At 40.4% G+C, this 13,389-nt stretch carries 9 protein-coding genes; 8 read left to right on the forward strand and 1 reads right to left on the reverse strand.

Annotated features, from left to right (window positions below):
• Window position 1 precedes the first annotated feature (1 nt).
• The 3 genes from CBS1_RS00485 to CBS1_RS00495 all read left to right on the forward strand — a co-directional run bounded on the left by CBS1_RS00485 (window position 2) and on the right by CBS1_RS00495 (window position 3,962).
• Complete coding sequence (locus tag CBS1_RS00485) at window positions 2-841, forward strand: carbohydrate ABC transporter permease (protein WP_033191218.1); 840 nt, start codon at window positions 2-4, stop codon at window positions 839-841.
• 339 nt (window positions 842-1,180) lie between these two features.
• Window positions 1,181-2,530: a glycoside hydrolase family 30 protein gene (locus CBS1_RS00490; protein ID WP_236938492.1), complete on the forward strand. Its 1,350-nt coding sequence runs from the start codon at window positions 1,181-1,183 to the stop codon at window positions 2,528-2,530.
• Between the two features lie 43 nt (window positions 2,531-2,573).
• Window positions 2,574-3,962: an ABC transporter substrate-binding protein gene (locus CBS1_RS00495; RefSeq protein WP_033191219.1), complete on the forward strand. Its 1,389-nt coding sequence runs from the start codon at window positions 2,574-2,576 to the stop codon at window positions 3,960-3,962.
• 356 nt (window positions 3,963-4,318) lie between these two features.
• Here the strand turns inward: CBS1_RS00495 and CBS1_RS10395 are convergent, their stop codons facing one another.
• The gene (locus CBS1_RS10395; protein ID WP_206732141.1) at window positions 4,319-5,248 is read right to left on the reverse strand and encodes a DDE-type integrase/transposase/recombinase; all 930 of its coding nucleotides are present in this window, start codon (window positions 5,246-5,248) and stop codon (window positions 4,319-4,321) included.
• Window positions 5,249-5,377: 129 nt separating this feature from the next.
• On the opposite strand from CBS1_RS10395, the gene CBS1_RS00500 reads away from it, so the two are divergent.
• The 5 genes from CBS1_RS00500 to CBS1_RS00520 all read left to right on the forward strand — a co-directional run bounded on the left by CBS1_RS00500 (window position 5,378) and on the right by CBS1_RS00520 (window position 13,356).
• Window positions 5,378-6,520 carry a carbohydrate binding domain-containing protein gene (locus CBS1_RS00500; protein WP_033191220.1) on the forward strand — a complete coding sequence of 381 codons (1,143 nt, stop codon included), beginning with the start codon at window positions 5,378-5,380 and terminating at the stop codon, window positions 6,518-6,520.
• 314 nt (window positions 6,521-6,834) lie between these two features.
• Window positions 6,835-8,223 (forward strand): ABC transporter substrate-binding protein, encoded by a 1,389-nt coding sequence (locus tag CBS1_RS00505; RefSeq protein WP_033191221.1) that lies wholly within the window; start codon window positions 6,835-6,837, stop codon window positions 8,221-8,223.
• Between the two features lie 140 nt (window positions 8,224-8,363).
• Complete coding sequence (locus CBS1_RS00510; RefSeq protein WP_033191222.1) at window positions 8,364-11,330, forward strand: extracellular solute-binding protein; 2,967 nt, start codon at window positions 8,364-8,366, stop codon at window positions 11,328-11,330.
• A 275-nt stretch (window positions 11,331-11,605) separates the two neighbouring features.
• A complete protein-coding gene (locus CBS1_RS00515; RefSeq protein ID WP_241685531.1) occupies window positions 11,606-12,460 on the forward strand; it encodes a carbohydrate ABC transporter permease in 855 nt (284 codons plus the stop codon).
• A gap of 23 nt (window positions 12,461-12,483) precedes the next feature.
• Window positions 12,484-13,356 carry a carbohydrate ABC transporter permease gene (locus tag CBS1_RS00520; protein ID WP_090223288.1) on the forward strand — a complete coding sequence of 291 codons (873 nt, stop codon included), beginning with the start codon at window positions 12,484-12,486 and terminating at the stop codon, window positions 13,354-13,356.
• The last annotated feature ends 33 nt before the right edge of the window (window positions 13,357-13,389 follow it).

The raw sequence follows: 13,389 nt of genomic DNA on the forward strand, positions 1-13,389 counted from the left end.
AGTGAAGAAGAAGACAAGAAAAATTTTGAACACAATACTTATAGAAATTGCACTTGTGTTATTTGCTATTTTCATGTTTGCTCCTATTTTCCTTGCTTTTACAATGAGTATTCAGTCTCCGGAATTCATATTTGCATATCCTCCGAAGGTGCTTCCGAGAGGCTTTCATCTTCAGAACTATGCCCAGGCATTCAAAATAGTTCCTTTCTTGAGGATGATGTGGAACAGCTTTGTTGTAGCATTTTTCATAACACTCGGCAAATTGATTACGGGTATTTTAGCGGGATATGCTTATGCAAATTTCAAATTTAAAGGTAGTTCACTGACCTTCGGTATCATTTTTGCAACTCTATATATGCCTGCTGAAATCTTGTTGATAATTCCTCTTTTCCAAATCATTAGTAAACTCGGCTGGGTAAATACATACCAAGCAATGATACTGCCATTCATAGCTAGCGCAACAAATGTTTTCCTTTTTCAGCAGCATTTTAAGACAATCCCGAGGGATTTTGAAGACGCCGCTAAGATCGATGGTGCGACTCCTATACAATACCTTGTTAAAATCGTCCTTCCACTTTCTCGCCCCGTTATCGGTGGTGCAGCAATTATAAACTTCACTTACGCATGGAATATGTATCTCTGGCCCATGATAGTTGCCATGAGAGATGATATGAAAACCGTTCAAGTTGCAATAAACATGATAATGAACGCAGAATCATCAAATAATTGGGGCGTCATTATGGCCGCTACCATGATCGCTCTTTTCCCAACCTTGTTACTCTTCTTCCTTCTTCAGGATCTGTTTGTGAAATCACTCGTTGGAACGGGATTAAAAGGCTAAATGGTAGAAACAATCCCCGTGTTAAGAGAGCGTCATTATTGACGACATAACGGATTCCAAAATTCGAGCGAACTAAATTAGCCGCTTCAATAAGTAATAGCGACTTTTTTGTTTTTTTATGTAACATGTTACATGAATATAATCTTATCACAACATCCTTCGTTGATAATTTCTAACCCAAAGTGAGGTGAAAAAGTGTTAAAACGTCTAAATTTCTCGCCGCACAGTAATTTCCGAATCTATTCCCTATTTCTGATGGGCGTTTTGATGATAGTTCTTTTTATTTCCTCTAGCTCCACACCAGTTTTATACTCTGAAAGGAAGGAAGGTGAGATAAAAGTGAGTGAGTTGAAAGTATGGCTTACAACGTCTGACCAGAAGCATCTTTTGAAAGAAGTCGATCCTTCAATTAGTTTAGCTTCAAGTTACCAAGAGCAGTTTAAGATCGTTGTCGACGAAAGGAAAAAATATCAGCAGATGGATGGTTTTGGTGCTTCTTTCACTGATGCTTCTGCTTATCTTGTGTACAACAAACTTACCCCAGAGAAGCGAAGGGAGGTTATGGAAAAGCTTTTTGATAGGGAGAAAGGTATAGGTATTTCGTTTTTGCGACAGCCGATGGGCGCAACGGACTACACAACAAAGATTTACAGTTACGACGATCTTCCTGCGGGAGTTACTGAAGATACCGAATTGAAGTATTTCTCGATTGAGCACGACAAACAATACATTATCCCACTATTAAAAGAAGCCATCCAAATAAATCCTGAAATAAAGATTATGGCTTCCCCGTGGAGTGCTCCGGGGTGGATGAAGACCACGGGCAGTATGATAGGCGGCTCTCTCAGGAGGTCTTATTACGGAGTTTACGCTCAGTATTTTGTGAAATTTATAAAAGCTTACGAAGCTGAAGGTATACCGATTTATGCTATTACAGTTCAAAATGAACCACTGTATGTTCCAAAAGAATACCCAGGAATGAAAATGGATTGGGTTGAGCAAGCAGATTTCATTGGTGAATACTTAGGTCCTGCTTTCGAAAGTGCGGGGATTAGGACAAAGATTCTTTGCTATGACCATAACTGGGATAACACAACGTACGCTGCGTACGTACTTTCCAACGAGAAAGCTTCAAAATACGTCGCAGGTTCTGCTTGGCATTTCTACGGTGGAAAGCATGAGGCAATGAGTAAGATAAAGGAAATGTTCCAGGACAAAGAGATCTGGTTCACAGAAGGTTCTGGAGGAGACTGGGTTCCTGCGTTTTTCAACGCGTATATGGACCAAATGATGCACGTGATAAGAATTCCAAGAAATTGGGCAAAGACCGTCGTATGGTGGAACATTGCGCTGGATGAGAAAAGAGGTCCAACAATATTATCGAACAGCACGTGCAGAGGCCTAATCGAAATCAATCAACAAACGGGAGAAGTTAAGTACAACGTAGATTACTACACGCTTGGACACATCAGTAAGTTTGTTCGACCCGGAGCATACAGAATAGATTCTTACACGTACATGGACAAACTGGAATCCGTCGCGTTCTTGAACCCAGATGGTTCAAAGGTTCTCATCATTTCGAATAGAACGAATACTGCTAAAAAGATTCAGGTTATCAAAGACGATACAGAACTCTTTTCGTATGTTCTTCCAGGCTACGCATCAGCCACTTTTGTTTGGAAGGAATAAGAATATCCTTGTAACCACCATACTTCAAAGGGAGGGATGAAGGATGAGAAAAAGTTTTTTGGTTCTGATGATACTCTTAGTTGTGAGCGTTTCGATTTTTGCTAAAGTCACGATTACGGCGGCAGTTTGGAGTTGGGATTTAGAAAAATACAAGAAAATTGCAGCAGAGTTCACAAAACTTTACCCAGATATTGAGGTTCAGTTCGTTGTGAACGAGCCAGATGTAAACGGCTTTTTGACAGCGCAGGTATCTGCCAAGAAACCTCTTCCTGATGTTATTGTTCAGTCATGGGAAGCCCTACCGTATCCTGTTTCACAGGGATGGATTTATCCAGTCGACGAATTCCTGAAAAACGACCCCGACATCAAGTATGTTCCGAAAGCATTGAAAGAAGCATTCATGTACAACAACAAAACATATGCACTTCCAGAAAGACTTCACTTCCAAGGCATCTACCTCAATTTAGATTTACTTAAAAAACTGAACCTAACAAAACCACCATACGAATGGTCGGTTGATATGTTTAAGACATACTTGAGAAGGTCTACAACCCGTGAATATTCTGGTATAAACCATTTATGGGACTTTGACAACGTGATGGCGGCAGTACTCAACAAAAATACGACGTTCTGGAGTTTCAACCCATCAAAATGGGAATTTGACCTTGTAAATGGCGGATGGCTACCAGCAATTAAATTGCAAAAAGAATTAAAATCAATACCAGGTCTCGTATCAGATGACTTGAAAAACGACGAACTTAGAAACAAAGGACAGATGGACGATTACCAGAAGAAGTTCGGTAAAGATGCTGATGCGTTTAGAGAATCGAAGGTATTAATGGGATTGCACGGTACGTGGGATTGGAGCTGGATCAGGACCCTGCCTTGGAATTTCGATTTTTATCCACTTCCGCTCGATCCAAAAATCGGCTTGAGATTCCCTGTTCACGTTAACTACGCATTTATGACATCAACGACGAAATATCCGAAGGAAGCGTTCTTGTTCTTGAAGTTCTTAACATACGACCCAAGAGGCGTTGTGGCCAGATTGAGAATCGACAACGCAAACGGTGTTGAAAACGGTTGGAACATTGATTGGTTCATCCCTGCCACGATGCACCCAGACGTGATTAAGTATTTTGATACATTGAAAATACCAGACGGTGTGAAGTGGCTATTGAAGAAACTTGATAAAGCGGTACGAGTGGACATGTGGAAGACGGTACCCGGTTGGGATCAAGCAACTTGGGATGTCATATTCCCCATCAGCGAAAAAGTCAGAAAAGGAGAAGTACAACCTGAAGTTGTTGCGGCAGAAACGCAAGAAAAGGCCAATAAGATTATAAAAGAAGCCTGGGCAGAATTTTCCAAAAAGTTGGCAGAGGTTGAGAAGAAATTTCCAGAAATAAGGAAACAGGTTGAGGGAAAATAAGTATCATATCGAAAAATTATAAAAAGACCCGTGATTTTTCACGGGTCTTTTTTATTAAATCGCTTTCTGACTGTAGTACTACAAAAGTAGGACCTTTTATGTATATATGATGATTTGAGTGGAACAAGTTTCAAAAGTATAATGTAACAGGAGCTGGAACACTTTCAAATTGTTTCACTAATTTAATTAATAAATGCAAATTTTGTTTTTCTAACACAAACGAAGCGGCAAGTGAAACAGAAGAACTTAACAAAGAGGAGGCGCGTGGATATGAAGGAAGTATTTTTGGTGGGCACACGTTTTTCAGAAACTCGTTTGGCGTTCTTAACATTGAACGAAAATATTACATGATCCTGTTAACTTGTAGTGATGGAAGACAATAGAACACAGATAACACGCGCAATATCATTGTTGTTCAGTTTCAAGAGATTTCTCACTACACAAAAGCTGTTCACGTACATTGGAAGATTGTCAATATTCTTAAATCCACGCTTGGCTCGTACAAAGTCTTGGAATAACGAAAACTTCGATTCACATTGTTTGTTTTGCCCAAGTCTCACAACAATATGATTGATATTCTTGTATAGTATCTTCACTGCACCATATGCACCAAGTCCATCTGTAATTAGTTCGATTGTTCTTTCGTTGTTACCAAAGAACTTCTCTAACAATATCTTCACTTGACCCATATCGCGATATTTGGATACATGCCAAGCAACAATAAGATTCGAATCGTGCTCAACTAAGAACCAAACGTAGTACTTTTTGGATTTAAACAAAACGACAGTTTCATCACCATGGACTTTGAAAGCATCTACAGGAACGAGGATGGAAAAGAAACAAGACAACTTAAGGATCCACTTGTAGATAGCGACATGAGAGACTTTGATATTAAGTGAGTCTCTGATGGAACGCAAGGACACAGCTTTGAAATAAAGGACGAAGGCTTTAAGGACAATAAAGATAGGGAAACGGAAGAACTTGAAAGAGTCGAAAGGAAGAGGGACAAATTGAGGTAAGTTAGTTGGGATTTCGTCTCTGGTATGGCAAGAACGGCAACGGAACTTAACGAAGGCTTTTTTGATTTTGTGGATTTGCATAGTTTTTCCACAGACAGGGCATTTAGGATAAGGGAAAGAGAAGAGCTTGTGTTTTTTTGAATGAACAAGTCTGAAAGTGCGCTTACAGTCTTTGCAAAAGTATTGTTGGTTACCGTACTTATCATGACCGTTTTTGTAGATGTTGGTAGAGCCGCATTTGGGGCAAGAGACTACAGAATTTTGCATAGTGGAGTACCTCCTTTTTGTGAGAATTGATGGTGGGGGGTGTTCCACTAATAAGAAGATAATACGGTTTTTGGAAATTTTCAATACTTTTAGTTAACAGCATCATATTACATCAAGGGGGGTATTTGTATGCGCAAACTGACAAAGGTTCTGATTAGCATTTTTCTTATTCTATTGCTCTTCGCTTACAACAGGGAAGTGGTGGCAGATGGTACCAGTCAATTTCAATTAAGTGGTACAGCAACGAGCTTACTCAACAATTGGAATTTCTGTTCGAATATCAGAAATGACCAAGTAAACGCTCCTTTTGAATGGTGGTTGTGGGAAGCAGCAAAATATGGCGTCAGCGATGGAAGTGTTGCAGCATACGGTGTAAAGGATGGGTATGCCTTTATCAAAATCGCAGCTTCCGGGTCTGATACATGGCACATCCAATTCAATCAGTGGGTAAAGCTCAAACAAAAACAGTACTACATGATTTCCTTCAAAGCTAAAGCTGACCAACCAAGAACGATCAACGTCAAGATTTTGATGAACCACGATCCTTGGGTGAATTACTTTGCTCAAACAGTCGAACTCACAAAGGAATGGAAGACATACACGTTCTATTATAAGCACCCAGATAAAGCGGACGAGACCGTCAATTTCTGTTTTGAACTTGGAAAAGGCGAAGTAACTACGGTTTACATAGCCGATGTCATTCTCAGACCAGTGGATGAATCGGAAGTCCCAGAAGAATTCAAAGAAGAAGAACCTGAAACCGTAGAATATGAATTCGAAGATGAAGAGGAACCTGACAATCTTGTAAACGATGGGGATTTTGCTTACAGAATCATCAATGATCAAGCCAGTATGCCGTTTGAATGGTGGATTTGGCAGGCGTCAACTTACAATATAAGCCCCGCAAAAGTGGAAAAGTACGGCGTTGTAGATGGTATCGGATTTATAAAGGTAGAAAATCCTGGACATGAGACATGGCACATCCAGTTCAACCAGTGGGTAAAGCTGAGAAGAGGGAATAGCTACGTTATCTCATTTAAGGCAAAAGCAGACACTCCAAGAAAGATTTGGGTTAAGCTAGTTCAAACCGGCGCACCATACGGTGTATACTTTGCACAAGAAGTTGAACTCACAACAGAGTGGAAGACATTCACATTCGAACACGCTCATCCTAAAGATGGCGATCCTGTCGTAACGCTTAGTTTTGAACTTGGAAAGGATGTACCAACCACAGTTTACTTCGATGACATTACAATAAGCCCTAAGAAATGAAATCTGAAAACCGCTAGAGAACAACCAGCCCTCTGGGTAATCCATGTATCTGCGCATGGTTACCCAGAGATTCTACGAATAATTAATTGCGCCATGTTTAAATTCAAAAGGATAATGACAGAGATAACTTTACACTCTCCTTAGTAGACTTTTACTACCTTAACTTGATCTTCGGCACAGAAGTAAGAAGCGGTTCTATAGCGAAAATTAAGCTTACTTTACTGAAATATTATAAACACAATGTTGGTTGTTGAAACAAAACATAGAACTCCTAATAGAGTCAGCAAGCGCAGAATATTTTCGGAGGTGTTCGTATGCGTAAAGTATTTATGATTTTATTCTTGACGCTCTTAAGTATTTCCCTCTTTGCGAAGGCAACGATCACAGTTTCTGTCTGGAGCTGGAACGTAGATAGGTACCAGAAGTTAGTTAAAGAGTTTAACAAGTACTATCCTGATATCGAAGTCAAGCTGGTTGTAAACCAGCCGGAAGTGAACAGTTTCTTAACGGCGCGTGTTTCTGCAAAACAAGCCCTTCCCGATGTTGTTGCGGAGTCTTGGGAGCCACTCTCTTACCCAGTCTCACAAGGTTGGGTCTATCCACTGGACGAATTTTTGAAAAACGACCCAGATTACAAATATGTTCCAACAAGTGCACAGGAAGCGTTTAAGTACCGCGGAAAGACCTACGCACTTCCTGAAAGACTTCATTTTGAATGTATAGTACTCAACCTTGACCTACTCAAAAAGTTGAATCTGCAGGTACCAAAATACGAAGAATGGACAGTTGATTTATTCAGACAATACGCTCGGAGAGCTACAACGAAAGAATATTCTGGTATAAATCAGTTGTGGGAATTTGACACATTCATGGCAGCAGTTCTTAGCAAGCATACGACGTTCTGGAGTTTCGACCCGGTAAAATGGGAGTTTGACCTTGTCAACGGTGGATGGATACCGGCCATTAAGTTGCAAAAAGAACTCAAATCAATTCCTGGCTTGGTATCAGATGACCTTATAAATCAGGAACTAAGGAATCAGGGTCAGCTCGATGATTACCAGAAGAAGTTCGGAAAAGATGCTGATGCTTTCAGGGAATCAAAAGTGTTGATGGGATTTGAAGCAACTTACGATTGGAGCTGGCTACATACAGTACCTTGGAACTTTGATTATTATCCTCTTCCGTTCGACCCGAAGATTGGTATACGACTTCCGGTACATATTAATTACACCTTTGTAAGCGCAACAACGAAGTATCCAAAAGAAGCGTTCCTCTTCGCTAAATTCCTATCTTACGATCCAAGGGGTGTCGTTGCAAGGCTGAAACTTTACGAGTCGGAAGGTATCGAAAAAGGAAGACTAGTTGATTGGTTTATCCCGGCAACAATGCATCCAGACGTGGTGAAGTATTTTGACACACTAAAAATACCGAATGGAATTAAATGGATGCTGAAAAACCTTGATAAAAGTGTCCGAGTCGATATGTGGAAAATCGTTCCTGGATGGTTCGAAGCAATATGGGATGTTATATTCCCCGTTAATGAAAAGATTAGGCGCGGAGAGGTAACACCTGAAGCAGTCGCTGCAGAAACTCAAGAAAAGGCAAATAAAGTAATCAAAGAGAACTGGGCAATTTTCGAAAAGAAGTTAATAGACGCAGAGAAGAAATTCCCACAACTAAGAAAACAGATAGAAGGTAAGTAATTCACACTGAATACGATTTTATCTTGTTGATTCATCCCGTCGGCTGAAACGCTCTGGTGAATCTCATATAGCTGCCAGCCGACGGGTTTATGTGAAAAATCATAAGGGAAGATAAAAAGCAGATGAGGGGTTGATTATACGTGAAGAAAATTCTGATTTGGTCTGGGATAATAGCTTTAACAGTAATTGCTGTTATGCTAGTCCTTTATTTCTCTGGTAGAAGTGTATATACAAGATTTATTACCGCAATTGCACAGCTTGTGGAAAAGTCCACAAGCAAATCGCAAGGTATATCTACTATCTCTAGTTTTGATGCGTACAAAAAACTTTCTGAACTGAGGTTTTCTGATACAACGAACAATGCTGTGTTTAAGTTAGATCTTGAAAATCCACTGGTCCTTGGAAACGATGAAACGACGACAATTCTTTTTTCTGTTCCTAACGATGGTGAGTATGCGGTAGTTATTAAATACAGGTATGATAACTTCACAACAAGTAGTGGAACTTTGGAGTTCGAAGTAGAGAAAAAGACCTACCTTGGAATTCTGGATAACTTTACTTATTATGACTTCAATGAAAAAGTTTACGATAGATACGGTAATGAAATAACACCAGAGCAAAAACCCTTTGAAGGAACGTACCTAACCTTTGTCAAAGACGCAAGTAGGATATCACACTATCCACTGCTTCTTAAACTTAACGCAGGGGAGAATCTAATTTCTGTAAAGAACACACGTTCACCGATAGTTATCGAAGGCATTTATTTGGTGGCTGGATCCTCTCTGTTTGTTAGTCAACCGTACGCTGAGTATAGAAGTGTAAAAAGGCACGAAGGTAAAAGCGGTGAAGATATTATCGTGATAGAAGCTGAAGGGATTTCATTTAAGTCAGACTCGCTAATATCGTTAACCAATGAACAAACCGCTTTAGTAACGCCTTATGAAATTCTGAGAAGAAAGATAAACGTTATAGATGAAACTACTTTCAAACAGTCCGGGCAAGAGATTTTTTGGAGTTTCTACGTTGAGACTCCGGGTTATTACAAGATCGCGTTCAGATACAAGCAAGCAACGAACAGAGGTATTCCAATCTTTAGAAGGATTTACTTAGACGGCAAAGTTCCATTCAAAGAGTTCGTGGAATATCCATTTCCCTACACGGGCTATACTTGGAAAGATTATGTACTGAAAAATGAGCAAAATGAACCACTGGAAGTTTATCTCGACAAAGGGTTCCACATTCTCTCGATGGAAGTTACCACCGGAATGTACGAAGATACGATCAAGTTTCTACAAAATAGTGTAAAGAAGTTACAAGAAATAGGTTTGGAATTGAGAAAGCTTGTTGGGAATAATTTAGACCCAAACAGGACATGGAACATTGAGAAATATATGCCAAACGCAGTACCGGATCTAACGCACATATCTCAAAGCCTAAAAGCGGAACATGAAAAACTGGTCGGTATCGTCGGCAAACAGGGACTTCCATCGATTGCAGATATGCTTGTCTGCGCTGGGATAATAGACAACATCCTACGAAAGCCTGAAAAATTGCCGTTCTACATCGACGTTCTTAGCGAAGGAGCTTCCTCCATTGCCCAAAGGCTTTCAGAACTTTCCATGAGACTAAAAGAACAACCGATGGGCATAGACAAGATTTATGTTTTTCAAGGAAGTCTCGATAGATTTGCCTACCCGAAATCAACATTCTTGATTACGGCCTATGAAGAACTACAAAAATTATGGCTTTCTCTTTTCAACAAGAACGAAGCTTATTCCATATATGAAAAGGTCGATGAGGCAAGCTTGAGAGTTTGGGTTAACAGACCAGTCCAATACGTTGAGACATTGCAGTATCTCACAGACAGTGATTTTACGAGAAAGACAGGCATTAAGGTTATATTCTCCATAATGCCGAACGAGCAAAAGCTTGTCTTAGCAAGTGCTGCAAACACAGTACCTGACGTTGCAATGAGTATCAGCAACTGGATACCGTTTGAACTTGCAATAAGAAATGCTCTATTCCCGCTTTCATACTTCCCCGACTTCTTCACGTTCGCTGAAAAGAATATAAACGTGGAAACTCTGTTACCGATGGTTGTTGACGACAAAGTTTACGGTATAACCGAAACCCAGAACTTTTATGTTCTCTTCTACAGAAAAGACATTATCGAGAAACTCAGTATACCGATACCGGATACATGGGACGATGTAAAAAAGATTCTCCCAGAACTTCAAAGGCGTGGGATGAATTTCTCAATCCCCATGTGTGAACAGACAACAAAATACTTCAACACCACCGGACCTTTCTTCTTCCAGAACAAAGCAAGACTTTACACAAAGGATGGTATGAAAACTGCTATAAACGAGGAAAATTCGGTAAAAGCTTTCGAATTAATGACCGACCTTTTCGCTATTTATGGAATCCCAGAGCAGGTAGCAAGTTTCTACAACTCTTTCAGATACGGGCGGATTCCGATTGGCGTTGGTGATTTTGGCCTTTACGTAACGCTTTTGAATGCAGCGGATGAAATTTACGGACTTTGGGATATCGCACCCTCTCCAGGTGTTCGGACCGAAAACGGAGAAATTTTGAGATATCAAGTAGCTGGAGACAGAGCTATAGTTATATTTGCGAACTCCAATAAGAAGGAAAAGGCTTGGGAATTTATAAAGTGGTGGATGTCCAAAGATACACAAGTAAAATTCGCGAGGATGATGGTCAACAGGTACGGTCCAACGTATCTTTGGAATACTGCTAATATAGAGGCATTCAAAGAGCTCGATTTCATCGATGAAAAACACAAAAAGGTCATCCTTGAACAATGGAAGTGGATTCGAGAAGTACAGAGACACCCTGGCGGTTACATGGTAGAAAGGGAAGTAAGCAACATTTGGAATAGTGTTGTTATCGAGGGTAAACCACTACGTACATCTATCGATAGGTCCGTAATATTGATAAACAGAGAATTAGAAAGGAAGCTCACAGAATTCGGTTACATAATAAACGGCAAGAAGATCAAAGATTATAGGATGTACGACAGTATGGAAGAGTTCATAGAGACGGTAATAAATCGGGGTGAGGGTGAGTCAACCACCCACCACTGAAGTGGCGGGATTGAGAAAGCCCTGGTTGACTACCCTCAGCCAGGACCGAAAGGTTACCAGGCTACGTAATGAGTAGAGGATACTTTTCGATTAGTAGTCTTAGCGGAGAAAAGATAAGCGACAGTGTAAAGTATACGAAGCTAAGGCTTATTGAGAGAAGTAAGACACTAATGTTAAAAGGAGGGTAGAGGCTGCTTGTTCGTGGCGAAGCCACGTGTGTCCGCAGCCAAGTTTCTATGAAAATAAGCTCTAAAAAAGACCGAGGACACTGGCTTTTGTTGTCACCATACCTGGTTCTATTCATCATATTCATCGCACTACCTGTTGTGGTAGCTATATACCTGTCTTTTACCTACTTCAACGCCATCGAGAGGCCTAAATGGATAGGAATACAGAACTATATCACACTCTTAACACGAGACACACTCTTCATGCAAAAAGTTCTCCCGAATACAATTAAATACGCATTAATTGTTGGTGTTGGTGGGTATGTCCTTTCATTTGTGTTAGCTTGGCTCGTTGCCCAGCTTACAAGAGTTCCTAGAACTATATTCGCTTTGATAATCTACTCTCCATCCCTCACCGCGGGTGTAACAATGTCGGTAATTTGGCGAGTGCTTTTTAACGGAGACCAACAGGGTTATCTGAATGCCCTCTTGCTCAAGCTCGGAATTATCGATAAACCCGTACAGTGGTTGCAGTCGCCACAGCATTTGATGGATATTATGATTCTCGTTTCCCTTTGGAGCAGTATGGGGGTAGGATTTTTGGCTATGCTTGCCGGTATCTTAAACGTTGACGAGCAACTTTACGAAGCTGCGTATATCGATGGTATAAAGAATCGCTTGCAAGAAATCATCTACGTGACAATACCCGCAATGAAACCCCAAATGCTTTTTGGTGCTGTTATGTCAATAGTAAACACGTTCACATCGGCTGGCATCGGTGTGGCATTGTCCGGTTCGAATCCTACACCACAGTACGCTGGTCAATTGATAGTCAACCATATAGAGGACTATGGATTCTTAAGATACGAAATGGGGTACGCGGCTGCACTTTCCGTTGTTCTACTCTTGATAATTTGGTTCTTTTCAAGAATTGCGTGGCGTTTGTTTGGCGAACGGTACTAGATTGGAATTGGGGGTGAAAATCTATGGCCAAGTTTACAACGAAAACGAATCCAAGATACTTTCACAAAAGTCAACTCAAGTTCTACTTTATCCTGACACCAATTGCGATATTCATGATGTTACCCATTATATTCATCTTCTCGCAGGCTTTTAAGCCTGTTGATGAGTTGTTCCTCTATCCTCCGAGATTCCTTGTTAGAAGACCTACTTTAAGTAACTTCTATGAATTATTCCAAATAACGAGAGCTTCTGCAATCCCAGTTTCAAGATATTTGATGAACAGCATATTGACTGCATTCTTGACAGTATTCTTCACCATAATAATATCCGTTTTCGCAGGATACGCGCTCTCTAAGAAACAATTTAAAACAAAGAATCTGTTGTTTACCGTAAATAACCTCGCACTTATGTTCGTCCCAATCGCAGTAATTATCCCAAGATACCTGATAGTTCAACAACTTGGACTCATCGACACATTCTTCATTAATGTACTTTCGTTACTAGCCATGCCGATAGGTGTATTTCTTGTGAAGCAGTTCATCGACCAGATACCTGATGCGCTATTAGATGCTGCCCTTGTTGATGGTGCAAACGATTTTCAGATTATATTCAATATCATAATGCCACTTTTGAAACCAGCCATATCGACTGTGGGAATTTTGGCATTCCAGGTTGCTTGGAACAGCGCAGAAGCATCGACTTACTACATAAATAACGAAAACTTAAAGACATTTGCGTTTTACGTTTCCAACCTTACTCAGACAACTGGTAATACAGTCGCAGGTCAAGGGATAGCGGCCGCAGCCGGGCTTATCATGTTCGTTCCAAACTTGGTGCTGTTCATAATTATGCAGTCCAGAGTTATGAATACGATGGCTTACAGTGGTCTAAAATGATGGTTCTCCAAAGCCTTTTGTTGGGTGGTGTGA

Origin of the sequence: Fervidobacterium changbaicum (assembly GCF_004117075.1) — a bacterium.
Taxonomy (GTDB): Bacteria; Thermotogota; Thermotogae; order Thermotogales; family Fervidobacteriaceae; genus Fervidobacterium; species Fervidobacterium islandicum.